The organism is Mycobacterium sp., assembly GCF_002863225.1.
In the GTDB taxonomy this organism is placed as follows: Bacteria; Actinomycetota; Actinomycetes; order Mycobacteriales; family Mycobacteriaceae; genus Mycobacterium.
Window position 1 is genome coordinate 174036 of the sequence record NZ_PKEK01000039.1, and the last position, 23744, is coordinate 197779.

Genomic DNA, 23744 nt, shown 5'->3' on the forward strand with positions numbered 1-23744 from the left:
CTCCTCAGGTGATGTCGGGGCAGGGTACCCAAACAGACACGGGAGTCGCTGCGCGGCGCGAAACGGTGTGCGGCCCTCAGATTGATTCCGGTGGATACATCCACATCAGTTCAGTGAGGTCGATGACGCCGAACAACAGAATTTCGTCGTTGGCGCGCAGGAAAAGCGATTCGGAGATGACGCTTCGGACCGGAAAACCTTCCGCGTGATGCCAGTCGACGATGACGTTGTTGGCGTTGCGCAACGTGTTGACGCTGTCCAACGGTGTCATGTCGGAACACCCGTCGAGTAGTGCGGGAAGGCCATAGCCGGTCAGCGTGACGTCGGGACCATGTCCGAGCATCGTGGCGAACGCGGGGTTGTGATAGACGACCTCACCGTCGAGTCCGATCGCGAGCATGGGCACCGGTAGTCGACTCAGAAGTACCGCCGCGGGGAGCGCGTGCAGGTATTGGTCAGGAGTACCTGGCGGGGGTCTGCGGCGACGTTCGGTGCCGCGCTCCTCTGCGCGCGAAGCAGCCTGAAATGTCGAATGTGCAGGAAATTCCGGTGAAGTACTCCACGATGGCCCCGGCGTCAGACGAGCACCATAAGCGTCGAGTTTCGGCGCGGTGCGCCTTGAGTTCTGCGGCTGTGCCACGGCGGCGGAACCCGTACTCGACCCAGCTTGATTTGCCAGCCGCTTTCAAGGTACTAGATCGGCTCCCGGTACGGGGACTGGAAGGTTATCCGTACACAGCTTGATCAAAGAGGTTGAGCCCGCTACGAGCAGATGGTTTGCTTCACACCAACTCCGAACGGTGCGTATACCTGCGAGAAGACCCGTAGTTCGAGGGGAGCTCGGCGATGGCCGAATTCGACGCTCAGGCGCAGCGTGCGGTGCCTGGGGACGGCGATGTGGATCCCGAGCAGGCTGCCGCCGACAACGTCGACCTGACGTCCAGTTTGCGCGGGTTGGCTGCCATGGTCTCCGCCGGACGCGACATCGAGGCCGTGCTGCGGGAGGTGGCGGAGTTCGCCGGGGAGGCGATTCCCGGTGTGGATGGAACCGGCGTCGGAGTGACTTTGATCAAGGCGGTCGGGGCCGCGCTGGGGGTTCAGGCCTGGGCGGCGACCACGACGCTGGTGCATGAGATAGACGTCATGCAGTACGAAGTGCTCGACGAAGGGCCGTGTATCACCTGTATGCAGATCCGCCGCGCGGTGGTCAGCGGATCGTTGGGCAGCGACGAGCGGTGGCGGCGGTTCGGCGCCCGGGTGGCTCGGCTGGGGGTGGCGTCCGCGCTGGCGCTGCCGTTGCTGATCGACGAACAGGTGGTCGGTTCCATCAACGTCTACGCCCGCGACAAGGACGTCTTCGGTGAGCACGCCGTGCGGCTGGGTTCGGCGTTCGCGCAGGCGGCGGCGGTCTCGGTGTACAACACCCAGTTGCTGGTGGCCACCCAACAGCGAGCCGAGAATTTGGAACGCGCACTGATCACCCGGCAGGTGATCGATCAGGCGATCGGCATCCTGCGGAGCCGGACCGGGGGAAGCGCGGAGGACGCGTTCGACCGGATGAAGCGGATAAGCCAATCGGAGAACACCAAGCTGGCCGTGGTTGCCGAGAGGATCGTCGAGGAGTCGGTCCGCCGGGCTCGAAGCCGTCACCGCGGCCCGGGAGCCGACCCGGAGAACTGACGTTCCGCGTGCCGCCAGAGTGTGTGTCTTGGCGGTGAGCTAAGTCATGCCCAATCCAATGACACGTCACCGGGCCGATTCCTACGGTTCAGGGTGTGGCGAGCGAGCAATCGGCAGAGCACGGCTGGGTGGGACACACGCCAGGGTCCGCCGCCTACGCTCGCCTGCTTGCGGCACTGGCCTGCGCCGGCGTCGCAACGTTCGCGCAGCTGTATTCACCGCAAGCCGTATTGCCGCTGATCTCATCGGATTTGAACGTCGGCGCGGCAAGTGCGGCGTTGGTGATCTCGGCGTCCACGGTGGGCCTCGCGATCGGGGTGATCCCGTGGTCGGCGCTGGCCGACCGCATCGGCCGGGTCAAGGCAATCTCGATCTCGGTCACGGTCGCCACGATGGTGGGGATGCTGGTGCCGTTCGCCCCGACGTTCTCCCTGCTGCTCGCCGGACGCTTCGTCGAGGGTTTGATGGTCGGCGGTGTGCCCGCCATTGCGGTGGCGTATCTGACCGAGGAGGTCGACCCCGGGCACGCCGCACGGGCCGCCGGCATCTTTGTCGGCGGAACGACGATCGGCGGACTGCTCGGCCGAGTCGTGAGCAGTCCGATTGCCGAGGTGGCGGGTTGGCGCGTCGGCGTCTTCACCGTCGCGGTGATCTGCGGGATCGCGGCCATGGGCTTCGTCAAACTGGCACCCGATCCGCGCGGATTCACGCCGGTGTTGCGTCACGACCCCAATCCCGAGGGCGGCCTGGGTCATCGGCTCGCCGCGAATCTGTCCACCCCCCGTCAACTCGTGCTGTTCGCCCAGGGTTTCCTGCTGATGGGCGGCTTCGTGGCGCTCTACAACTTCCTTGGTTTCCGGTTGACGAACCCGCCGTTTCACCTGGCGCCCTCGGTGGTCAGCCTGATGTTTCTGGCGTATCTGGCCGGTACCTGGGCGTCGTCACGGGCCGGTGCGGAGGCTGCCCGTTTCGGCCGCAAGCGGGTCCTTCTCGCGTCGGAGTTGATCATGATGGCGGGCGTGGCAATAACGTTCAGCGCCAATGTGATTGCCGTCCTGATCGGGTTAGTGGTCGCCACGGCCGGATTTTTCGGCGCGCACGCCACTGCTGCGGGTTGGACCGGGCAGGCTGCACCGGTGGGCAAGGCCCAGGCGTCGTCGCTGTACAACCTGTTCTACTACGGCGGTTCCAGTGCCATCGGATGGTTGGGTGGCGTGGCTTTCGACGCCCGCGGCTGGAGCGCGGTCGCGGTGACGATTTTGTTGTGTGCCGGTAGTGCCGCGGTGCTTGCCGCGCTGTCGTTGCACGACGGTTAGGGGCGATACTGTTGTTACCACGCAACCACGTTCGGGCAACTCGAGGGCCAGGTGCTCCAGAAATCCATTGACGATGTCGCAGGCGCGAGCATCGGCATCGAGTGGGCCATCTCCTTTCGCGACGCAACCAGCCACGAAGTGGCCCGCAGCAACGCCAATAGTGCGAAGAGGACGGCAAGCGTCGGCAAGCTTCTGCTGCTCATCGAGACCGCGCGACAGTGTGATGCGGGTGAGCTCAGCGGCGTAGCGCTGCTGAGCCGCGATCACGAACTCCTGGTCGCCGATTCCGGTCTCTGGCAACATCTTCGCGTCGACGCCCTGTCCGTCGACGACCTCTGCGTTCTGATCGCCAGCGTCAGCGACAATGTGGCGACAAACGTATTGCTGAAAACAGTTGGATTGCCGGCACTTCGCGCGCTGTCGGATTCACTCGGCCTGGTCCACACGGCTCTGCTCGACTTCGTCCGCGACCAACGCCGACCAAGCGACCCGGCGACGCTTTCCACCGGCTCTGCATCGGAGTTGTCGTACCTGATGAGTCAGCTGTCCCGCGACGCATTGGTGTCACCTGCCGTGTCAGCACAGGTGAACGCCTGGCTGGCGACAGGAGTGGACCTGTCGATGGTCGGGTCGGCGTTCGGTCTCGATCCGCTGGCGCACCCACTGTCCGACCGGAACTTGTTCATCCGCAACAAGACTGGCACCGACCCGGGTGTCCGGGCAGATGTCGGAACGGTCGGCCGAGGCGCCGGGTTCTACTCCTACGCCGTGATCGCCAACTGGGACGCATCGGGCCCCGACCGCGGAGATGCCGCGCTTGCGGGGATGCGGGCGGTCGGCAACGCACTGCGTAACGCGGTCGAAGCTGCGGCCTGACCCCGGGGCCGCTCGACAGGGCGGAGCCGTCAGCTCAGATGCAGCGTAACGCCGTTGTCCTTGAACACATCTCGTATCGCGTCGAACAACGGCTGCTTGGTGTGGCCGACGACGCCGAGTTGCGCTCGCGACAGCGCGCTGTATTGCCAGTCGAATTCGAAGCGCCGGTGTTCCGGGGTGCCATATCCGCCTCGGAGGCAATCGGCCAGCGCGTCCAAATTGCGCCCGAAGTAGCCACCGGGCCCGTTGACGGCAGCGCCGATCTCGCGATAGAAGTCTTTGGGTGACTTGATCTTTCGGCCATCGAGTCGGTACCTCAGAGGTGGGGTGTCGCTCGGCTCACGCGTCATCGTTGCTCCGCGGCGTCAGTGACCAGGCAGAACGAATCGTAGTGGTCAGCGGTGTAGAAGTACTGGGCCGGATGGTCCAACGGTGTTCCGCCGGTGACGATTCGCCTCGTCGATCGATCTCGGGCACGTGGCGTCACCACGGTGTACTCGTGATAGAAGCCCCGGTGCTGCTGCGGCAGGTGCCCCTCACGATTGGTGAACACATCGCCGTCGCTGCGCGGGAACGGGAACGGGCCGCCCGAATGGATGCGCTTCACGGTGTCGACCACCTCGTGCGGCAATGTGGCTATCGGGCAGCTCGATCCGTCCCTTCCGCTGACCGTCCTCGGGACAGGTTCGAAGTCCCGCGTGCGCGTCATCATCCACCCACCGACGATGGCGATCAGCGCGCACAGTGCAACCAGTGCCAGCCTGCGTCGATCCACTGCCGAAATGTACCCGGCCCGGTAGGCCTTCCGGGCAGAGCGGACATTCGGCAGGATAAGTGCCACGCCCGTCTTACATGGAGGCCTTCGGTGTCATATCCCACCCAGCCGGAAGCGACCGTGGTGGTGATCGGCGCGGGGATGGCAGGCTTGACCGCCGCGCGTGAACTGCACCGCCAGGGTGTCGACGTCGTGGTACTGGAGGCGGCCGACCGACTGGGTGGGCGGGCGATGAGCGCGACTACCTCGTTGGGCTCACGGGTCGACCTGGGCGGCCAGTGGATCGGCCACGACCACCACCGCATGATGGCGCTGGCCGAGGAACTCGGCTCGACGCAGTTCAGGATGCACACCAGACTGATGCCCGTCCTGGTCGACGGACCCCGGCGACTCTCCGTGCCGGTTGTCCTCGGTGCGCTGCTCGTCCTGGCCGGGGTCGAAGTGGTGTGCCTCGTCGGAACCCCTCGACGGTGGGACCACAGCACCGTCGAGTCGTGGTTACAGAAAGTCCCCGGACGAAGCGTGCGACGGCTCCTCGAAGTGCTGGCCTGGACCTCGTGGACGGCGGACCTCGATCGGTTCTCGATTCGGGCGATGGCAAAAATGATCCGGCTGCAGGGTGGCCTTCGGACCGCCATGGCCACCAAAGGTGGTGCCCAGGAATCACTTCTGGTGGAAGGAATCGCATCGCTGATCGACGGGCTGGCCGCCGAACTCGGTCCGCGAGTACGCCACGGGCAGCGGGTCGACTCGATCCGTCAGGCGGACGGCAGAGTCCTGGTGCGGACGTCGACGGGCGACATCTCTGCGGCCAAAGTCATCGTCACCGCGCCACCCCCGATGGCCGCGTGCATCTCCTACGACCCGGCACTGCCGCGATCCCTGGCCGACCTGCAGCGCAGCTCCTACATGGGCTCGGTCTTTAAGGCGATCGCGGTATACGAGGAGCCGTTCTGGCGTGCGCGAAAGGGTGGCGAGTTCATCGTGCTCGACGGCCCCGGCCGCGCTGTGTTCGACACGACACCACCCGCAGGACCGGGTCACCTGTGCATCCTCGTGGCCGGTCCGGAAGCGCGTGATCTCGATCGACTCGATCCCGAAGATCGTCGCAGCGCCGTGCTGGGCAGCCTTGCCCGTCACATCGGACCAGAGGTGCTGCAACCCGCGGATTGGCATGAAAAGGCTTGGCACCGAGATCAGTTCGTGGGTGGCGGGTACATGGCGGTGCCCAACCCTGGTTCGGCGGGATTCTTGCCCATGCCGTCGACACCCGTCGGCGACATCCACTGGGCGGGCACCGAGACCGCCGGCGATCATCCCGGATACCTCGAGGGCGCAATCGAATCGGGCCATCGCGTCGCCCACGAGGTGATGGCGACGCTGCCGCTGGTCACAAGCGGACAGCGGTGAGCGGCCCTACCCCAGCGGGCTGACGCCGAGCCGCTCGCAGATCGCAAAGACTTCCTCGAAGATCGAGCCGGGAACAGAGTAGGGGTCGGTGGCGGAGACTTCGGAGAGGTGATCAGCGATGTCGTCGGCGGTCGGTGCACTGCCCGGCTCCGCGAGCCAGCCTTCGCCGAGGCCGACGAACACCCGGGCGAATCTGCCGCCGCAGGCCGAATAGTTCTGGTGCGTCAGCTCGCAGGCGCGGCTGGCCAGAAACGCCACGATGGGGACGACCAGCTCGGGTTTGATCACCTTGGTGAAACCGATCTCCTCCAGAGCTGTGGGATCGCCGATCGTCTCAGTTACCATTCTCGAAAAGCCAAATGGCAGAACGGTATTGGACCTAATACCGTATTCGGCACCCTCGATCGCGATGACGTTGGACAGGCCGACCAGCCCGGCCTTCGCCGCGGCGTAGTGAGCTTCCGACGGTTGACCGAACATCCCGCCGGACGACGAGATGAAGACGAACCGCCCGTAGCCCTGCTCCTTCATCGCCCGATAAGCGGGCTGACCGAGGTTGAAACCGCCGTCGAGGTGGACCCGCAGCATGCGTGTCCAGTCATCGTGGGTGAGTTCGTCGAACGGGGCGCTGCTGAAAATCCCGGCGTTGCTGATGACGGCGTCGACGCGGTCGAATGCCTCCAGCGCGGCGTCGACGATCGCCCGGCCGCCCTCGGGACTGTCGACGGAATGGTGCGACGCCACCGCTGCTCCGCCCCCATCTTCGATCTCGCGGACAACAGCATCGGCGACAGAGGTGTCTTCACCGTCACCACGCATGGTGCCGCCCAGGTCGTTGACCACTACGCGAGCCCCCCGCCGCGCCAACTCCAGGGCATACAGGCGCCCCAATCCACGGCCGGCGCCGGTGACGATGGCAACCTGGTCGGTGTAATCGATCATCGTGACGGCTCCTCGCAGAACGAAAGTTTGGTCTCGCAGAGCCAGGATCGGGTGGTAGGTCCGCCCGCGTCAACGGATCTTGCCGAAGCTGACGGGCTCGCCGACCTTCCGCGACTGCCGGATCACAGCCACAACGGCCGCTGAGCTGGGCAAAGTTGTGAGACAGACCGACAAGAGTGTCTTGCGATGATAGAAATGATTCCGGCCCTGTCGGGACGGAGACTGTAATGACACACGACTGGATACTCCGCGCCGACCGCGGCGCCGAGGCTCACGAGCGGATATTGACCGCGGCATCAGATATCGTGTCGCGCAGCGGTTTTGAGGCCTTGACCATTGATGCACTGGCCGCCACGCTGAACTGCTCGCCGGCCACCGTCTACCGCCGGGCCGGGGGGAAGGCCGCGATCCTGGAAGTCTTGATATCGCGTTTCGCCGACCGCATCACCCGCTCGGTCAACCGCGAGCTCGAGGGCCTGGAGGGAACCGAGCGCGTGGTGGGTGCCGTGCTGTTCGGGCTGGAACACATGCGGGCCGAACCGCTCGGGCGGCTGATCATGGGCGACGTCCGGCCCGACCGCGACACCGGTGCGGTGACCGCGTCGCCGCTGGTCGCCGCGATCGCCGAGCAGATGATCGGGCATGACGACCCGTTGGCTGCGCAGTGGCTCATCCGCATCACGTTCTCGTTGTGGTACTGGCCGCTCAAGGACAGGCACGCCGAGTACGAGTTGGTGAAGCGGTTCGCTGCGCCGTCGGTGATCGAAGGCATTCACCGGGGAGCCCCGTCCGGCATCGCATAGCCGCCCGTATACTCACACCAAATCTTTGTTCCAATCTGCGTCCGCGCACGGTTGACAATGGAGGCGCCGTTGTGAGTGATTTCGAGTCGGTCGACTACTTCACCGACCAGTCCCTGGTTCCCGATCCGTACCCGTATTTCGACTACCTGCGGTCGCAGTGCCCGGTGCGGCCGGCCACACCGCACGGCGTCGTCGCCGTCACCGGCCACGCCGAAGCGCTGTCCGCCTACAAAGACCCGGCCTTCTCGTCGTGTGTGGCGGTGGCCGGCCCGTTCCCGCCGCTGCCCTTCACTCCCGAGGGCGACGACATCAGCGACCTGATCGCCCGACACCGCGCCGCGATCCCGATGGCCGAGCACGTGGTGACCATGGACGCCGAGGACCACGCGAAAACCCGTGGCCTGCTGAGCAAGCTGATCACACCGAAGCGGCTCAGCGAGAACGAAGAATTCATGTGGCGTCTGGTCGACGAGCAGATCGACAAGTTCCTCGAACGCGGGTCGTGTGAGTTCATGGAAGACTTCGCCAAGCCGCTGTCGATGCTCGTCATCGCCGACCTGTTGGGTGTCCCGGTCGAGGATCACCGCGAATTCCGGGCGGTGCTCGGCAACGAGCATGTCGGCGAGTTGGGCAACGACGACACGGTCGCCCACAACCCGCTGATGTGGCTGGACGACAAATTTCGGTCTTACATCACCGATCGTCGGCGCGAACCGCGCGAAGACGTCCTGACCGAGCTCGCCGCCGCGACATACCCCGACGGCTCGACCCCGGACGTCGAAGAAGTGGTGAAGCTGGCGACCTTTCTCTTCGCGGCCGGTATGGAGACCACGACCAAATTGCTCAGCACCGGCATGCGGGTGATGAGCGAGCGCCCCGACATCCAGCAGAAGCTGCGCGAGGATCGGTCGCTTGTCCCGGCCTTTCTCGAGGAGTCCCTGCGAATGGAAAGCCCGGTGAAGAGCCACTTCCGCTTGGCGCGCACCAACACTCGAATCGGTGATGTCGACATCGCTGCCGGGACGATCATCATGCTGCTCCCCGGGGCCAGCAACCGCGATCCGGAAAAGTTCGACGATCCACACCAATTCCGCCACGACCGGCGCAACGTACGCGAGCACGTGGCATTTGGTCGCGGGCCGCACTCATGCCCGGGCGCGCCGCTGGCGCGGGCCGAGGCGCGAATCGCGATGAACCGGCTGCTCGATCGCGCCGCAGACTTCAGAATCGCCGAAGCGCAGCACGGTCCGGAGGGCCAGCGGTCCTACACCTACGACCCGACTTTCATCATGCGGGGGCTCAGCGCCCTACACATCGAGTTCGAGCCGATCAGCTGAAGCGGACGCCCAATGTGGCCATGCCGAAGATCTTTTTGCCGTCGGCTTTCGCGGTGACGATCACGACGCCGGAGCGGGTCTCGGGGTCCAAAGACTTGACCTTGCCGCCGAATTCGATTTCGCAGCCTTCACGCGCCGACACGATCGCGGGCGCCGACAGCCGCACCGCGTAACGGGTGACCGAACCGGGGTCGCCTGTCCAGGTAGAGGCGAACGCGGCGCCCAGACCCATGGTGAGCATGCCGTGCGCGATCACGTCGGGCAGATTCGCCAGCTTCGCGATGCCCTCGTCCCAATGAATGGGGTTGGCGTCGCCTGCCACTCCGGCGTAGTTCACCAAATCACCACGGGTGAGCCGGGCTCGGTGCACCGGCAACTCGTCGCCGACATGGACGTCCTCGAACGATGCGGTGCCCGGATTACGGGTCAGGCCGCCGTCGGCAATACGGATCTCGCCCTCGGGGCGGACCGTCTTCTCGTACTCGTCTTCCCCGATACCGAAGATGTCGACATCGTGCATCATGGCGCCCTGCACGGCGGTCTTGATCGCGGGATCGACATCGGCGGCGGTCACTCCGACAACGGTGGTGTGCAGGGTGTGGACCCGCTCGCCGGCTGCATCGGTGAAGGTGTTGGTCACGGTGATCAGATCGCGGCCGGCCATTCTGCGCACCGATGTCAGCTCGACGTCGACGGTCAACTCGTCGCCGGCCACGATCGGCCGATGCTGCTCGAACAGTTCCTCGGTCTGCATATAGGTGTCGTAGCCGACCACGATCTGTTCGAACATGCGGCGGTTGCAGGTCATACCGGGCGTCGAGGTGAAGGTGAGCGGCGCGATGAGGTCGGAGTATCCGAGCTCCGCCGCGGCGTCGACGTCCCAGTGGGCCGGGTGGTAATCCTGCACCGCACGGGCGTATTCACGTAGCTTTTCGCGGCCGACCAGATACGTCCCGTCCATCGTGTAGTGATGGCCGATCCGCCCTTCGAGCACCGACGAGTCTGTTGCTGCAGTCATGAATAGCCCAACTTTCCTGCCGGCTTGTTCGCTGAAGCCAACCAAAAGACACTAACGCGGGGCCACACCGGCAGTGCAGCGCGTGCCACCCTCAGCTCGCGATTCGAAGCGATCGACGCGAGCCGATCTCGATTCAGTTGGCGGTCGGTGGCGGTTGCGGCTGGAACGGGTCGTACCACCACCAGTCCGCGCGCTCGCCGGTGGGACCGCGCCACGGTGCCACCGCGGGCGGAGATTTCTTCGGCGGGTGGGCCAGCGACCCCGGGCTCAGCAGTCGACCGTCGCTGTCGGTGACCGCGAGCTGGTCTGCGGGTCCGGCGACGGTGATCAGGCCCCGGTGATGCAGTCGGTGGTGATAGGGGCAGAGCAGTACAAGGTTGGCCAACTCGGTGGGGCCGCCGTCTTCCCAGTGCCGGATGTGGTGTGCGTGCAGACCGCGGGTGGCGCCGCAGCCGGGGACCGCGCACGAGGGGTGGCGGTGTTCGAGGGCACGGCGAAGCCGGCGGTTGATCAGGCGCGTCGTTCGACCCGAACCAATGACCTGGCCGTCGCGTTCGAACCACACCTCGCACGTGGCGTCGCAGCCCAGGTATCGGCGTTCGGGTTCAGTGAGCACAGGACCCAGATGAAGTGCCGCGGCCCGGTCCTTCACGTCGAGATGCATCACCACGGTGGTGTGATGGCCGTGGGGGCGGCGCGCCGCCTCGGCGTCCCATCCCGTCTCGATCAGGCGCATGAACGCGTCCGCGGTACCGGGCAGCGGAGGTGCCTGATCCGACGCACGGTCGCGATCGCACTTCCACTCTGCGATCAGCGCATCGAGGTGAGACTGCAGGGCGGCGTCGAACTTCGCTGCGTCGAGGTGCGGAAGTTTGATCCGCCAATAGGTGGCTTGTTCGTCGGCGGTCCTGGTGATCGACCGCTCAGGTTCGGGCCGAGGATCGGGTTCGGGTCTCGGCTCCAGTTTCACCGCGGTACGCAGCTGATTGACCGTCGCGCAGGAGGCCAGCTCCGCGTAGTGCGCATCAGAGCCCTGCCCGGCCCGTCCCGCGATGACCCCGACCTGATCCAACGACAGCCGACCCTCCCGCATACCGCGGGCACAGCGGGGAAACTCGTGCAGCCGGCTCGCGACCGTGGCGATGGTGGCGGCGTTCGCCGATGACGAGCCAGTCTTCCAGGCCACCAACGCCGACACCGACCGCGCTCCCGTCGCGCCCCACAGCTCATCGCGATCCACCTCCGCGACGATTTCCACGATGCGTCCGTCAATCGCATTGCGTTGACCGGCCAACTCCGCCAACTCGTCGAACAGGGCCTCGAGGCGCTGGACAGGGCTCCTCAGAAGAGCGTCGGCGGAAGCGAACATGGCCTCATCGTCGCAGCGGGGTATGACATCTGTCGGCTGCCGGGTTGGCGCTGGTTGCGATGCGGGGTGGCCGTTGACGGCGGGCCGACGGGCTGGCAGACAATCAGGGCGTGACCAACCGCATCCAGACGTTGCTCGGTGTGCAGTACCCCGTCGTGCAGGCGCCGATGACGTACATCGCCCGGGCTGAGCTCGCCGCCGCCGTGTCCGAGGGCGGCGGGCTCGGAGTGATCGAGACGCTGACCCCCGAAGGGCGCGCCGACCTCCGCCGGGTCCGCGAACTCACGGACCGCCCGGTCGGAGCGAATTTGATGATCAAGGGCTGGAAGCAGGATCCGTCGATCGTCGACGAACTGGTGGCCGCCGAGGTGCGTCACGTCTTCACCTCTGCCGGCGATCCGGCGCTGTTCACCGCTCGACTGCACGACGCCGGCATGACCGTCGTCCACGTCGTCGGGTCACTTAAAGGCGCGATGAAAGCGGTGCAGGCGGGCGTCGACGCGCTCGTGGTCGAGGGAGTCGAAGGCGGCGGCTTCAAGTCAGCCCTCGGCGCATCGACGTTGGTCCTGCTGCCGCTGCTCGCCGACCGGGTCGACCTCCCGATCATCGCCGCCGGCGGGATCTGTGACGCCCGGTCGGCTGCGGCCGCTGTGGTGCTCGGCGCCGAAGGCGTTCAGATGGGCACCCGGATGCTCGCCACTCACGAAGCCGGTGTGCACGCCAACTTCAAGAACGAGATCATCGCGGCCGGCGATGACGGCACGGTAATGCTGGATCTTCCCGGCAACCCGACGATGCGCGTACTGCGAACCGGCCTCGCCGCCCGGGCCGCCGCCGAGCCGGGGATACAGCTCCTCGGCCGGATCACCGACCTGTACTTCGACGGCGACATGGAAGCCAGTGTCGCCAACACCGGCCAGGTGTCCTCGCGGATCACCGAGCTGCTGCCGGCTTCGAAGATCGTCGAGCAGACCTGGACGGAGATCGAGAAGGTGTTGAGTGACAGTCGATCTCGACTCGGCTGAGTCAGTGCGCGGCGAACCACTCCAGTAGCAGATCGGCCAGCTTGTCGGGTTCCTCGTCGGGGATCCAGTGCGAAACCCCGGGCATGATCTCGAACCGGTATTCACCGGTCACGTAACGACCGGTGTTATAGGCCGCCTTGGGCATCAACGCGACGTCCTGGTCGCTCCACACGTAAAGCGTTGGTACCGAGACTTTTTGGTTGATTGCACTCGGGCTCGACAGCGGCATCGCGCGATACCAGTTGATCGCGGACGTCAGGGCTCCGGGTTCGAGCATGGCCCGGGCATCGCGCTGGGCCACCGCCGCCGACTGCCCCGCCTGGCGTAGCGCCTTCGACATGAAGCTGCCGTTGCGGCGCAGCATCGTCCACTCCGGGAGGCGCGGCAGTTGGAAGAGATACATGTAATAGGACGCCAGACCCTGCCGGCTGTTGAGGAACGATTTCAGAAATGCCGCGGGATGCGGCACGGAAACCGGTGCGACAGTTTTCAGGCGCTCGGGCAGCTCGGCGGCGGCGGCCCACGCCACCGCGGCGCCCCAGTCGTGTCCGACCAGGTGTACCTGCTGTGCTCCGCTCTGATCGATCAACGCGCGGACATCGCCGACGAGTTCGGGGATGCGGTAATCGCGGCGACGCGGTGGTCGCGCACCCGGCGAATAGCCCCGCTGGTTGGGCGCCAGGCAGCGGTAGCCCTGTGCGGTGAGCCGCTCGATGACGGCGTCCCAGCTGTCATTGTGCTGCGGAAACCCGTGCAGCAGCACCACTACCGGCCCGTCAGCGGGCCCGGCATCGCGGACTTCGAAGGTCAACCCGTCATGGGTGAAGTGGTCCATGGTGCAAGCATGTCGCATCGGCCGGCGGCGTTGACGCGTAACACCACTTTGGCCCGCCGGCCAGGTGGTACGTCAGGATCTAGCTCGGGCCCGCAGGAGTTGCACACCGGGGCCGTCGAGTTCGTCGACATAGACCTCCCGGCCGGCCATGCTCATGATCAGCGCCAGGGTGGGCCCGGTGACCAGGGCCCCGCTCCCTGCGACGAACGGCCCGTCGTCGGCCCGCAACTGCAGATCGGCCATCCGGCTGCTGCTCGGCACGGCAAAGTTGCGCCGGGCGAAGAATTCGGCCACCGGGGTCAAAGTGTCGACGCCGGGCGTGTGTGGCAGTCCGAGCGGCTGGCGAATGTCCTGGGCGTGGACGACGACCTCGCCGAGGTAGGCCGGGATGTGCGACGAGGGCGCCACCGTGCTGTCGATGACGGCCCGGAACCGGTCGAGCGTCTCACCGGGATCGTCCCCGCGATGCTCGGCCAGTCGACGACGATTGTGCACAGCCGGACGGAAGCGAGCGCCGAGCATGCTGAGCAGCCACTTCCCTTGCGTCATGCTCGCCGCCGCGGTCAGGTGCGCGACGACGTCTTCGACAGACCAGTCCGCGCACAGCGTGCCGTGCTCCCACTGATCCGGGCGAAGGCCGGCCAGGTCGTCGGCGAGCGCCGCGCGCTCGGCGTGCGCAAGCGGCCACAGATCGTCGTACTCCGGTTTCGCCACGGCACCTCTCCGTCAGGTTGGGGTCGGCACCATCATTGGCTGCTCCAGCGAATGGCCGGCGGCACCACCCGGGCGCACAGCGGATGCCCTTTCGCATCGGTGAGACCAAGGGATCCGACCAGCGTCCCGGACGCGGCGGCCGCCAGCACCGCCGTGGGGACGTGGGCCAGCATCAGCTTCGCCCGGCGAAACATGGTGAAGTGACCGGCCTCGTCGACGGTTCCCCAGCTCAAGTAGATGAAGCGGTCTCCCGGCGGGCCCTGGATCTGCGGCCCGCGGATATCGCCCTCGGCCGCCGAGCATTCCAGCACCCACGTCGCCGAGGGGACGTCGGCGGGCAGCAACCCCACGATCTCGTCGCGAGGACGCTTGGCCTGCACGCCGACGTGAATGTTGGTGTAGCCGGGGAAGTTATCGCCCGCCCCGCAATCGCGGCCGGGCAATTCGGTTCCCCTGATCCGGATCTGCACGCCCCATTGTTACGCAGGGCGCGCAGATCCGTTTCGGAGACGGCGCGATCGTTCGGCTCCCTACCGCGGCGTGTACAACAGCGCACGAACCAGCGGGCGCGGACCGACGGACCGAAGCATCTGACTGGCCGGGCGCACGCGTACCCGCTTCGGCCACCAGAACCAGCGTCCCATCAACCTCATGATCGACGGCGTGATCAGGGTTCGAACGACGAAGGTGTCGAACATCAGCCCGATACCGATGGTGGACCCGAATTGTCCGATCGCCCGCAGGTCGCTGCTGAGCATCGCGGCCATCGTCACGGCGAACACCACACCGGCGGCGGACACCACCGGGCCGGTCACACCCACGCCGCGGATGAGCCCGGTGTTCAGCCCGGCGCCGATCTCCTCCTCGATTCGGGACACCAGCATCAGGTTGTAGTCGGACCCCACCGCCAAGAGCACGATCAAGGCGAATTCCGTTGCCACCCAGTGCAGCTGGAAGTGGCCGAGGTGCTGCCAGATCAGCGTCGAGAATCCGAACGCCGCCCCCAGCGACAGCACGATGGTGCCGACGATCACTCCCGCGGCGACCAGAGCGCGGGTGACGATCACCATGATGATGAAGATCAGCACGATCGACGCCACCGCGGCGATCAGCAGGTCATACCAGGCGCCGGTGGCGATGTCGTTGAACGTCGCGGCGGTGCCGCCGAGGTAGATGTCGGCGTTTTCCAGTGAGGTGAGTTTCAGCGCCTCCTTGGCCGCGTTGCGCTCCTGATCGACCGACGAGATTCCCGGCGCCGTCGCCGGATCCACGGCGTGCGTGATGATGAACCGCGCGGCCTTTCCGTCCGGCGACACCATCAGGCTCAGCCCGAACTGGAAATCGGAGTTCTGGAAGATCTCCGGCGGCAGGTAGAACAGGCTCTCCACCCGAGAGTCGTTGAAGGACTTGCCCATCACGGCGTTGGTGTCGGTCAGCCGGTCGAACTGATCGATCAGGCTGTTGAACGAGCTGTAGATCGTCAGCGTCGTATCCCGGATCGCCTTCGAGACCGCGATGTTCTCGGGAATGATCGCCAGCAACTCGCGCGTGGCCGAAGCCGTGTTGTTGAGGTCGGTGGTGAGGGCGTGGAACTTCTCCGCCAGTTGATCGAACCCGTCCAGCGAGTCGAACAACGATCTGGTGGACCAGCAGATGGGAATGTCGAAGCAGTGCTTGTCCCAGTAGAAGTAGCTGCGGATCGGCCGGTAGAAGTCGTCGAAATTGGCGAAGTTGTCCCGGATTTCATCCGTGATGGCAGCCGTCTCCCCAGTGGTTTTCGAGCTGTCGTCCGCAGCGTTCGCGAGCTTCTGGGTGATCGTGTACTGCTTCTCCAGCAGGGCGATCTGGGTGTTGAGGAATTCGGTGATCTTCTTGATGTCGCCGGTGCGGGCCTTCAGGTAACTGAGGTTGTCGCGGATCGGCGCACTCTGCACGCTGAGCTGGAACGGAATGGATCCGTCCTCGATCGGTGGGCCGAGCGGTCGGGTGATGCTCTGGACCCGTTCGATGCCCGGCACCCGGAAGATCGCGCCGGCAACCTTGTCCAGCACCAGCATGTCCCGGGGATTACGCAGGTCGTGGTCGGATTCGATCATCAGCAGATCCGGGTTCAGGCGGGCCTGGGTGAAGTGTTGGTCGGCCGCGTCGTACGCCTGCACCGACTGCGCACTGTGCGGCAGGTAGTAGAGGTCGTTGTAGCGCGGGGTGAAGCCCGCCAAACCCAGGGCGCCGACGATCGCCACAATGACGGAGATGGCGAGGATGGGCGCGGGCCACCGCACGATGGCCGTGGCCAGGCGGCGCCAGCGGGTGTAGTTGAACTTGCGCTTGGGGTCCAGAAGTCCGAAGCCACTGGCGAATGCGATGAGCGCGGGCGTCAGCGTGACCCCAGCCGCCACCACCACCAGCAGACCCACCGCGCACGGGAACGCCAGCGAGCTGAAGTAGGGCAGTCGGGTGAACTTCAAGCAGGCCAGCGCTCCGACGATGGTCAGACCGGAGCCGAGCACCACCTTGCTGACACCGGCGAAGGTGTCGTAGTACGCCGCTTCCCGGTCCAACCCCCGTTCGCGACCCTCCTGATAGCGGCCGACCATGAATATCGCGTAGTCGGTGCCGGCCGCGATGGCCAATGAGGTCAGCAGGTTCACGGCGAAGGTCGACAGGCCCATGACGCCGGTTTCGCCCAGTAGCGAGACCACGCCGCGGCCGGCCGCCAGCCCCACGAAGAGGATGAACATGGTCAGCAGCACGGTGCCGATGGAGCGGTAAACGAACATCAGCATGATCGCGATGATGACGACGGTGATGAGCGTGATCTTGGCCAAGCTCGCATCGCCGACCACGATGGTGTCGGCCGTCAATGCCCCCTGGCCGGCGACGTAAGCCTTCACTCCCGCCGGCGGCTTGGCGTCCGCGACGATTTTGCGTACTGCGGCAACGGATTTGTCGCCTTCGGCACCACCCTGGTCACCCTTCAGGTTGACCTGGACGTAGGCGGCCTTGTGGTCGTAGCTCTCGACGCCCGAGGACGTGAACCGCTGACCCCAGAAGTTCAGCGCGTGCTCGACGTGTTCGTGGTCAGCCTGGATCTTCTTGACCAGCTCGTCGTAGAACTTGTGGGCGTCCGGACCGAGTTTCTGGTCTCCGACCAGGGTCACCAGGACGAGGTTGTCGGAGTCGTACTCCTTGAACTTCTCGCCGATGTGCTTCATCCCGGTCACCGATGGCGCATCGGACGGCGAGAGCGGCACCGAGATTTCCTCGGCGACTTTCTCCAGCTGCGGGACGAAGACGTTGACGCCGACCGCGAGCAGTACCCAGATGATGACGATCGGCAACGCCAGGACGCGGATGGTGCGGGCTATCCGCGGTTTGTGCTCGACTTCGGTCCGCTGGTGGGCGACCGGGATTTCGTCCGTGTCGCTCGTGCCGTCCGTCACGCGGACTTGTCCAAGCAGGAGACTTGCGCGTCACGGGTGTTGACCTCGTGTTGATCGACGAGTTTGCCGTCGACAGTGATCCGGCAGCCGATCGAGGGGCCATCACCTTGGGCGACGACGTAGGCGAAGATGCCGGGCATTGCGGCGCTGATCGTCGTAGACCACGGCAACGTGGTGAAGTTGGCCTTCTGCGGTAGTGACTCCGCGTCCATCCAATTCACGACGCCAGTCGTCCCGGGCGGTCCGAGGATTTCGTAAGTGGCCGTTTTGACCGCGTAAGGCGGGGTCGCGTCCCGGGGATCCGGCTTCGGCAGTCCGGGGCCCGGGAAGACGCCGTTGAGTCGGAGCACCGCAACGCCGCCGATGATCAGTGTGACCACCACGACGAGCGGAACCCATGCTCGCTTGAGAAGCGTCATCACTGCGACCCCCGCTCAGGACTGTTGGACCGGCTCAGATTAAGGCATCTTCTTGGTTGCGGCACCGCCAGACGAACGCGGTCGTGCCCTAATTCATTCCGGCTTCGGGTGGGCAGTGTGGTCTGCGTCGGCGCCGGGTCCTTGGCCGCGGAACGCGCTCGACGACGCCCGAACACCTGGCAAGCGGGGGCGGAGTCGGCGGCAGGAAGGCGTCCAGCGGTGCCGCGATCCGCTGCCGTTCCCTGATCAGGTGCCAAGGCCGGAAGCGAAGCCTAGTTAGTTTCGAAAGGTAATCAAGTGCCTGTGCGCGAATCGCTGATGCTTGGAATTGCTACCAATGTGTTTCGGGGCCTCGAGCTATTCCGATCGTTGCCCTGAAAACGACACCGATTCAGGGCTTTCGCGCGTAATCTCAACTGTATGGCTACCAAGGTCAAGATATGTATTCACTGCGGCCACACATTCGATCCAAGTGACCGCTGGCGCGACCTGGCCAGTCCGTACTGGCAACCGGCCGCATCGTCGTATTGTTCGCAATATTGCAGCGATCGCTACCACCTCGAAATGGTGCACTGCTGTTCCACTCACGTGAAAGCGAAAGCTCGGCGCGAGGCCGCCCAGGTGACTCGATAAATCGTCCGGCGTTAATAGACGGCTCCGTCGCTTATGGCGATGAATTTCGCCCGGCGCCGAAAGTTACGCGCAATTCCGCGTAACCTCTGTGTCACGACAACGCCCGTCAAACCTGTATGCCCGCACGGCTGTCGTGTGCTGAACTAATCAGCGCAGGCGTGAATTTGCCAACTGAAGGCCGGGGCGGATGGACCAACACCTCAGCGCGGAGCCCGTCGCGGGGCCCGAGACTGAGCAGGCATCGATGGAGTCCGACGCCGAGCAGCGCTACCGGTGGTTGCTCGACCACAGTCCGGTCGGTATCTGCGTCCACGTCGACGGGCGCTACGTCTACGTCAACGAGGCGCTGGTGCGCGCGATGGCAGCCGAGTCCGCCGAGCAGCTGCTGGGACGGCGGGTCGCGGATTTCGTCCACCCGGACTCGGCGCAAGCGGTGCGGGAATATATCGCGGCGCGCCGACACGAAGGCGACGCGACGGCGGCTCTGGAAATCACAGTTCTGCCATTGGACGGGACGACCCTAGCCGTCGAGGCGCTCGGCGTCCGGACTAGGTGGGAAGGCGAGCCCGCGCACAAGGTCATCTTTCGGGATCTCAGCGCGCAGAAGGCCGTCGAGGCCGGGCTGCGTCTTCAGGCGGCTCTGGTCAACCACGTCAGTGACGCGATCATCGCGACCACCGGGCACGGTGAGGTGGTCAGTTGGAACCCGGCCGCCGAAGCCATCTACGGCAGCTCGGCAGCGCGCGCGCTCGGCCTGCCGATCAGCGAAGTGGTCGGCGCCTCCTTGAACCCCGCGGACGTCCTCGCCGGCGGGGGCGTCACGCACGCCACACACCGCGCCGCGGACGGAACCGCGCTGACCATGCGGGTGTCGGTATCGCCGATGAGCGACGGATATGTAGTGCTGTGCGCTGACCAGACCGCACTGCGTCGCGCGGAGCAGCACTTCCAGACAGTGGTGAATTCCCTGGAGGAAGGCGTCGTCGTAATCAACGCGGACGGCGGTGTGGAGTCGGTCAATCCCGCGGCCTTGCGGATCATGGGCGTTCCGGAGACCGGTGTCGACGTGATCGAGTTCGCCAAGCTCGCGCAGGTATCGATCTACGACGGAGACGGCGCGTTGCTGAGTCCCGACCAGCGGCCGGTCCTGCAGACGCTCACCGACAGGCCGTGCCACGCGGTCGTCTACGGGGTCGATCGGCTTTCTGATGGAAAGCGGATATGGGTGTCGGTCAATTGGTCGTCGCTGGATCCCACCGATCCGTCCCGGTCGTCGGTGCTCGTGTCGTTCGTCGACATCACCGCCAGCCACAACGCACACCTGCAGCTGTTGCACGAGGCCACTCACGATCTCCTCACCGGGCTGCCCAACCGGGCCCGGATCATCTCGCTGGTCACCGCATCGGTGAGCTCGAGCCAGAGTGACGTGGGCGCAGTGCTTTTCATCGATCTGGACAACTTCAAGGCGATCAACGACGCCCTCGGCCACCACGCCGGGGACACGGTCTTGCAGATCGCAGCGCGACGGCTACGCCTGGCGCTACGGGCCGACGACGTGGTGGGCCGCGTCGGTGGCGACGAATTCGTCGCGCTGCTGGCCGCGCCCTCGCCGCCGGCCGAGGTCGACCGGTTGGCCAAGCAATTGCACGCCGCGCTCGCGGAGCCGATCGCGGTCGATCACCAAGCGGACTCCACCGCAACGCGTTACGTGTGGATCAGCGCCAGCATCGGCCTGGTCGCCGTGCGGCCCGATGATCGTCGCGGTGCCGAGGGAATTCTGCGCGACGCGGACCTGGCCATGTACCAGGCGAAGAGGACCGGCCGGGCCACGAGTCGGTATGACCACCCCTCGGGCCGTCATCCCGGCCGCAGAGCGGTGATCGAACGACTGCTGACGCGCGGACGGCGCCGTCCTCACGGGTGATCGGTGGGCGTTCTCAAGCTTGCTGCCCCGCGGCAGAGTGCGTCAATTCCGCTGTCACCGAACGCAATTGGTCGGCCGACCGCAACGGCTCCGGAAAGCCGATGCGCGTGTAGGCGACCCCGCGCGGTGTGTGCACACGTAGGTCGAGACCGTAGCGGTCGATGCCGGTACATGCTGCGCCGCCGGCATCGGGGTAACCGCCGAAAGCCCGGGCCATCAAGGCCAGCGCATCGGCGTGATCGGCGTTGAGATGTGCGATGGCCCGCCCGGCGGCCGGCGTCACGGGATCCGGCTCGGCCGCCAGGTAGTCGCCACCTGAAGCCGAGTCCATCCGGCCGTAGCCTCCGACCCATCGCACCCGCTCGACCCGCAACACCCACAGGGTGAAGTCGCTGTAGTCGATGTAGAACCGCGCCGCGGGCACCGCATCCAGGTATGCCGCGCGGGCAGCATCCAGATTCGCGTCGAGCGGCGCACCGACCACGCCGGCCAACGTGATGCGACTGGTCGCCAACGGGTCGGTGTCGCTGCTGGCCGACACGATCGACAGGCTGGCCCGCGGGTCGTTGGCCAGGTTGCGGCCATGCTCGGCAAGGTTCGACACACACAGCACGGGCGCGCCGTCCACCAGTCCGTACGCCACCAGTGACGCCCACGGGTCACCGTCGACCGTCAGGGTGGCCAGCGTCGCCGCGTTAGCGGCCGCAGCGATCGTGCGGGCCTGCTCGGCCGCCGACGGCTGCGCAGCATTGGTCACCGGCCGCAGCGGCGGCGGGACGGACGGCGCGTCGCCGACGTCGCCATGATCGCGGTTCGCCACAGCCCGCAGCCTACGGAATAAGGAAGCCAGCCGGCGAAGTTGCACTGCACCACGCCGTCAAAACGTTGGCAGCCGGCAAGTCGGAACTGGAAGGGAGCTCAGATGCGCCTCGGGGTGTTCACGTTTCTCAACGACACAGGTATCGGGCCGGTCGACCTGGCCGTGGCACTCGAGTCACGCGGGTTCGGGTCACTGTTCGTCACCGAGCACTCGCACATCCCCGTCGACACCAAGACTCCTTATCCCATGGGTGGGCCGATTCCGCCGCAGTACTACCGGACGCTCGATCCCTTCGTGTCACTCGCGGCCGCGGCGGTAGCCACCGAGTCGCTGTTGCTGGGCACCGGCATCTCGTTGGTCACGCAGCGCGACCCGATCCAGACGGCGAAGGAAGTCGCCTCACTCGATCTCGTGTCGCGAGGCCGCTTCCTGTTCGGTGTGGGCGTGGGCTGGCTGCGCGAGGAAATCGCCAATCACGGCGTCGACCCGAAGGTGCGCGGCCGCGTGATGGACGAGCGTCTGCGTGCCATGGCCGAGATCTGGACCAAGGACGAGGCTGAATTCCATGGCAAGTACGTCGATTTCGATCCGATCTACAGCTGGCCCAAGCCGCTGACCAAGCCCCACACTCCCGTGTACATCGGCGGTGGCCCGGCGAACTTCAGCCGTATCGCCGACCTCGGTGCCGGCTGGCTCTCCCTGAGCCCGTCGGCCGACGCTCTTGCCGGTGACCTGACGGCGCTGCGCGAGCGCGCCGGGGCCGATGTGCCTGTGATCGCCTCGCACGTCGGGAAGGTGACTTCGGACCTACTGGCGGGCTATCGGGATCTGGGGATCGACCACGTCACCGTCGAGCTGCCCACGCAGGAGCGTGACGAGACGCTGCGCCGGCTGGATGCCCTGCATGCGGTGTATGCCGAGCTGAGCTAGGTAACCGAGGAGGCCCTGACTGCCGTGATATAGTTAAGTCAACTAACTAAATCATAGTGCAGAAAGGCACCAAGATGGTTCGCACTGATAACGACACATGGGATCTGGCGTCCAGCGTCGGCGCCACGGCGACCGCCGTCGCCGCCTCGCGTGCGATGGCGTCGCAAAACCCGGATGCGCTGCTGAACGACACGTGGGCCGACCCGCTGGTTCGCGCCGTCGGCATCGAAACGTTCGTGAAGCTCCTCGATGGCGACATCGATCATGGAGACGATCCGTTACTGAACCGGCGTGCGATGAGCGAGCAGATCGCCGTGCGCACCCGTTTCTTCGACCAATTCTTCGTACAGGCAACCGAATCCGGTATCCGGCAGGCCGTGATCCTGGCGTCTGGCCTGGACACGCGGGCTTACCGTTTGCCGTGGTCGACCGACACTACGGTCTTCGAGATCGACCAGCCTCAGGTCATCGCGTTCAAGACGCGGACGCTGGCAGACCTCGGTGCCGAACCGACGGCGCGACGGACCACCGTCGCCGTCGATCTGCGCGAGGACTGGCCGGCGGCATTGCTCGAAGCCGGTTTCGACCCGCACCAACCCACGGCCTGGAGTGCGGAAGGTCTGCTCGTCTACCTACCGCCGGAGGCCCAGGACCGCCTGTTCGACAACATCGCGGCGCTCTCGGCGCCCGGCAGTCGGATCGCCACCGAGCATATGGACATGCGCGACGTTCCGGCCGACTGGGCAGAGCGGCTCACCGAGCGGTCCCGGCGCATCGGATCCGACATCAACCTGGCCGAGCTGTTCTACGCCGGCGACCGCAACCCTGCGGCCGACTACCTCGGTGAGCGCGGCTGGAGCACCGACATCCGGACGACCGAACAGGCCTATTCCGCGAACGGGTTCGAGGTCCCCAACGACGAGCTGGCGTCGTTCGGCAGTGGATCCGGCTACCTGACAGCGACTTTCGGGTAGATCGCGCGACGGTACCGTGCAGGAATGACCGTCGAGTTCGACGCGGCACCCAGCTACGGTGCCGTCGTCGCTGCGCACATCGACGTGATCCTGCGCAGGGTGCTATGTGAGCCGGCTTTGGCCGCCGAAGTCGCGCAGTACGCGATGTTCGGTTAAACGGCCCAGCGGCAGTACTTTCGGCTCAATGCGTGTTGAGACGTTCCTCGACCTGAAGCGCATGCAGTGCGCGGGCCGCGGTCTCGTAGCCTTTGACGACGCCCTCGAGTCGCGCGGTCGAACCGTCGAAGCAGGCCCAGTCGAACACGGCTTGGCATACGTGATCAGCCAGGCTTCGCAAGATCCCGTCACGGGGAGGATTGTCGATCACCCTGATCGCGGCTGTGCACAACGCGCCCTTGTCGACGTCGTCACTGCGTAACGCGTGGTGAGCCAACGACATGAGTTCGCGGGCGTGGTCACCCTCGAAGTCCATAAAACTCCTTGCCCATCATCGATTCTCAG

The 23744-nt window shown here is 65.6% G+C and carries 24 protein-coding genes; 11 read left to right on the forward strand and 13 right to left on the reverse strand.

The window, feature by feature from the left end:
* Positions 1 to 76: 76 nt before the first annotated feature.
* The gene (locus tag CYU59_RS09960) at positions 77 to 400 is read right to left on the reverse strand and encodes a hypothetical protein (protein WP_292988697.1); all 324 of its coding nucleotides are present in this window, start codon (positions 398 to 400) and stop codon (positions 77 to 79) included.
* 446 nt (positions 401 to 846) lie between these two features.
* Here CYU59_RS09960 and CYU59_RS09965 point away from each other — a divergent pair, with 446 nt between their 5' ends.
* The 3 genes from CYU59_RS09965 (at position 847) to CYU59_RS09975 (ending at position 3872) form a co-directional block, all read left to right on the forward strand.
* Positions 847 to 1680: a GAF and ANTAR domain-containing protein gene (locus CYU59_RS09965; RefSeq protein ID WP_292988699.1), complete on the forward strand. Its 834-nt coding sequence runs from the start codon at positions 847 to 849 to the stop codon at positions 1678 to 1680.
* Between the two features lie 95 nt (positions 1681 to 1775).
* Entirely contained in the window at positions 1776 to 2996 is a 1221-nt protein-coding gene (locus CYU59_RS09970; protein ID WP_292988701.1) for an MFS transporter, read from the forward strand.
* A gap of 51 nt (positions 2997 to 3047) precedes the next feature.
* Entirely contained in the window at positions 3048 to 3872 is an 825-nt protein-coding gene (locus tag CYU59_RS09975) for a serine hydrolase (RefSeq protein WP_292988703.1), read from the forward strand.
* A gap of 29 nt (positions 3873 to 3901) precedes the next feature.
* Here the strand turns inward: CYU59_RS09975 and CYU59_RS09980 are convergent, their stop codons facing one another.
* Together CYU59_RS09980 and CYU59_RS09985 are read right to left on the reverse strand one after the other, a co-directional pair.
* The gene (locus CYU59_RS09980) at positions 3902 to 4222 is read right to left on the reverse strand and encodes a barstar family protein (protein ID WP_292988705.1); all 321 of its coding nucleotides are present in this window, start codon (positions 4220 to 4222) and stop codon (positions 3902 to 3904) included.
* Positions 4219 to 4647 (reverse strand): ribonuclease domain-containing protein, encoded by a 429-nt coding sequence (locus CYU59_RS09985; RefSeq protein WP_363114328.1) that lies wholly within the window; start codon positions 4645 to 4647, stop codon positions 4219 to 4221. The genes CYU59_RS09980 and CYU59_RS09985 overlap by 4 nt, the downstream gene beginning before the upstream one ends.
* 90 nt (positions 4648 to 4737) lie before the next feature.
* Between CYU59_RS09985 and CYU59_RS09990 the strand changes: the two genes are divergently transcribed.
* Positions 4738 to 6057 (forward strand): NAD(P)/FAD-dependent oxidoreductase, encoded by a 1320-nt coding sequence (locus CYU59_RS09990; protein ID WP_292988707.1) that lies wholly within the window; start codon positions 4738 to 4740, stop codon positions 6055 to 6057.
* 6 nt (positions 6058 to 6063) lie between these two features.
* Here the strand turns inward: CYU59_RS09990 and CYU59_RS09995 are convergent, their stop codons facing one another.
* Positions 6064 to 6999, reverse strand: a complete 936-nt coding sequence (locus tag CYU59_RS09995) for an SDR family NAD(P)-dependent oxidoreductase (RefSeq protein ID WP_292988709.1) — start codon at positions 6997 to 6999, stop codon at positions 6064 to 6066.
* A 227-nt stretch (positions 7000 to 7226) separates the two neighbouring features.
* Between CYU59_RS09995 and CYU59_RS10000 the strand changes: the two genes are divergently transcribed.
* Entirely contained in the window at positions 7227 to 7802 is a 576-nt protein-coding gene (locus CYU59_RS10000) for a TetR/AcrR family transcriptional regulator (RefSeq protein ID WP_292988711.1), read from the forward strand.
* Positions 7803 to 7873: 71 nt separating this feature from the next.
* Positions 7874 to 9139: a cytochrome P450 gene (locus CYU59_RS10005; RefSeq protein ID WP_292988713.1), complete on the forward strand. Its 1266-nt coding sequence runs from the start codon at positions 7874 to 7876 to the stop codon at positions 9137 to 9139.
* Here CYU59_RS10005 and CYU59_RS10010 read toward each other — a convergent pair.
* Both CYU59_RS10010 and CYU59_RS10015 read right to left on the reverse strand, forming a co-directional pair.
* Positions 9132 to 10157 carry a fused (3R)-hydroxyacyl-ACP dehydratase subunits HadA/HadB gene (locus CYU59_RS10010; RefSeq protein WP_292988715.1) on the reverse strand — a complete coding sequence of 342 codons (1026 nt, stop codon included), beginning with the start codon at positions 10155 to 10157 and terminating at the stop codon, positions 9132 to 9134. The two genes, CYU59_RS10005 and CYU59_RS10010, sit on opposite strands and share 8 nt — an antisense overlap.
* 133 nt (positions 10158 to 10290) lie before the next feature.
* Positions 10291 to 11526: an HNH endonuclease signature motif containing protein gene (locus CYU59_RS10015; protein ID WP_292988717.1), complete on the reverse strand. Its 1236-nt coding sequence runs from the start codon at positions 11524 to 11526 to the stop codon at positions 10291 to 10293.
* Positions 11527 to 11636: 110 nt separating this feature from the next.
* Between CYU59_RS10015 and CYU59_RS10020 the strand changes: the two genes are divergently transcribed.
* Entirely contained in the window at positions 11637 to 12551 is a 915-nt protein-coding gene (locus tag CYU59_RS10020; RefSeq protein WP_292988719.1) for a nitronate monooxygenase, read from the forward strand.
* A gap of 1 nt (position 12552) precedes the next feature.
* Here CYU59_RS10020 and CYU59_RS10025 read toward each other — a convergent pair whose 3' ends face one another.
* The 5 genes from CYU59_RS10025 to CYU59_RS10045 form a co-directional block, all read right to left on the reverse strand.
* Positions 12553 to 13386 (reverse strand): alpha/beta fold hydrolase, encoded by an 834-nt coding sequence (locus CYU59_RS10025; protein WP_292988721.1) that lies wholly within the window; start codon positions 13384 to 13386, stop codon positions 12553 to 12555.
* Positions 13387 to 13458: 72 nt separating this feature from the next.
* Positions 13459 to 14100, reverse strand: coding sequence for a maleylpyruvate isomerase family mycothiol-dependent enzyme (locus CYU59_RS10030; RefSeq protein WP_292988723.1), 642 nt, complete (start codon positions 14098 to 14100; stop codon positions 13459 to 13461).
* Between the two features lie 32 nt (positions 14101 to 14132).
* A complete protein-coding gene (locus CYU59_RS10035; protein WP_292988725.1) occupies positions 14133 to 14570 on the reverse strand; it encodes a DUF5990 family protein in 438 nt (145 codons plus the stop codon).
* Positions 14571 to 14630: 60 nt separating this feature from the next.
* The gene (locus CYU59_RS10040; RefSeq protein WP_292988727.1) at positions 14631 to 17543 is read right to left on the reverse strand and encodes an RND family transporter; all 2913 of its coding nucleotides are present in this window, start codon (positions 17541 to 17543) and stop codon (positions 14631 to 14633) included.
* The gene (locus CYU59_RS10045; protein ID WP_292988729.1) at positions 17540 to 17962 is read right to left on the reverse strand and encodes an MmpS family transport accessory protein; all 423 of its coding nucleotides are present in this window, start codon (positions 17960 to 17962) and stop codon (positions 17540 to 17542) included. The genes CYU59_RS10040 and CYU59_RS10045 overlap by 4 nt, the downstream gene beginning before the upstream one ends.
* Before the next feature lie 820 nt (positions 17963 to 18782).
* Between CYU59_RS10045 and CYU59_RS10050 the strand changes: the two genes are divergently transcribed.
* Positions 18783 to 20519 carry a diguanylate cyclase gene (locus CYU59_RS10050; protein WP_292988731.1) on the forward strand — a complete coding sequence of 579 codons (1737 nt, stop codon included), beginning with the start codon at positions 18783 to 18785 and terminating at the stop codon, positions 20517 to 20519.
* 13 nt (positions 20520 to 20532) lie between these two features.
* Here CYU59_RS10050 and CYU59_RS10055 read toward each other — a convergent pair whose 3' ends face one another.
* Positions 20533 to 21339 (reverse strand): DUF2470 domain-containing protein, encoded by an 807-nt coding sequence (locus CYU59_RS10055; RefSeq protein WP_292988733.1) that lies wholly within the window; start codon positions 21337 to 21339, stop codon positions 20533 to 20535.
* A 102-nt stretch (positions 21340 to 21441) separates the two neighbouring features.
* On the opposite strand from CYU59_RS10055, the gene CYU59_RS10060 reads away from it, so the two are divergent.
* From CYU59_RS10060 to CYU59_RS10070, 3 genes are all read left to right on the forward strand, one after another.
* Positions 21442 to 22269, forward strand: a complete 828-nt coding sequence (locus CYU59_RS10060) for an LLM class F420-dependent oxidoreductase (RefSeq protein WP_292988735.1) — start codon at positions 21442 to 21444, stop codon at positions 22267 to 22269.
* A 74-nt stretch (positions 22270 to 22343) separates the two neighbouring features.
* Entirely contained in the window at positions 22344 to 23243 is a 900-nt protein-coding gene (locus tag CYU59_RS10065) for a class I SAM-dependent methyltransferase (protein WP_292988737.1), read from the forward strand.
* A 24-nt stretch (positions 23244 to 23267) separates the two neighbouring features.
* Positions 23268 to 23399, forward strand: a complete 132-nt coding sequence (locus CYU59_RS10070) for a hypothetical protein (protein ID WP_292988739.1) — start codon at positions 23268 to 23270, stop codon at positions 23397 to 23399.
* 25 nt (positions 23400 to 23424) lie between these two features.
* Here CYU59_RS10070 and CYU59_RS10075 read toward each other — a convergent pair whose 3' ends face one another.
* The gene (locus tag CYU59_RS10075; RefSeq protein WP_292988741.1) at positions 23425 to 23715 is read right to left on the reverse strand and encodes a hypothetical protein; all 291 of its coding nucleotides are present in this window, start codon (positions 23713 to 23715) and stop codon (positions 23425 to 23427) included.
* Positions 23716 to 23744 lie beyond the last annotated feature (29 nt).

Coding starts and splice junctions, on each gene's coding strand:
- CYU59_RS09980 (WP_292988705.1), bottom strand. CDS start 4,222: ATGACGCGTGAGCCGAGCGACACCCCACCTCTGAGGTACCGACTCGAT.
- CYU59_RS09960 (WP_292988697.1), bottom strand. CDS start 400: ATGCTCGCGATCGGACTCGACGGTGAGGTCGTCTATCACAACCCCGCG.
- CYU59_RS09965 (WP_292988699.1), top strand. CDS start 847: ATGGCCGAATTCGACGCTCAGGCGCAGCGTGCGGTGCCTGGGGACGGC.
- CYU59_RS10065 (WP_292988737.1), top strand. CDS start 22,344: ATGGTTCGCACTGATAACGACACATGGGATCTGGCGTCCAGCGTCGGC.
- CYU59_RS10060 (WP_292988735.1), top strand. CDS start 21,442: ATGCGCCTCGGGGTGTTCACGTTTCTCAACGACACAGGTATCGGGCCG.
- CYU59_RS10025 (WP_292988721.1), bottom strand. CDS start 13,386: ATGGACCACTTCACCCATGACGGGTTGACCTTCGAAGTCCGCGATGCC.
- CYU59_RS10050 (WP_292988731.1), top strand. CDS start 18,783: ATGGACCAACACCTCAGCGCGGAGCCCGTCGCGGGGCCCGAGACTGAG.
- CYU59_RS10010 (WP_292988715.1), bottom strand. CDS start 10,157: ATGACTGCAGCAACAGACTCGTCGGTGCTCGAAGGGCGGATCGGCCAT.
- CYU59_RS10000 (WP_292988711.1), top strand. CDS start 7,227: ATGACACACGACTGGATACTCCGCGCCGACCGCGGCGCCGAGGCTCAC.
- CYU59_RS10070 (WP_292988739.1), top strand. CDS start 23,268: ATGACCGTCGAGTTCGACGCGGCACCCAGCTACGGTGCCGTCGTCGCT.
- CYU59_RS10015 (WP_292988717.1), bottom strand. CDS start 11,526: ATGTTCGCTTCCGCCGACGCTCTTCTGAGGAGCCCTGTCCAGCGCCTC.
- CYU59_RS10075 (WP_292988741.1), bottom strand. CDS start 23,715: ATGGACTTCGAGGGTGACCACGCCCGCGAACTCATGTCGTTGGCTCAC.
- CYU59_RS09995 (WP_292988709.1), bottom strand. CDS start 6,999: ATGATCGATTACACCGACCAGGTTGCCATCGTCACCGGCGCCGGCCGT.
- CYU59_RS10045 (WP_292988729.1), bottom strand. CDS start 17,962: ATGACGCTTCTCAAGCGAGCATGGGTTCCGCTCGTCGTGGTGGTCACA.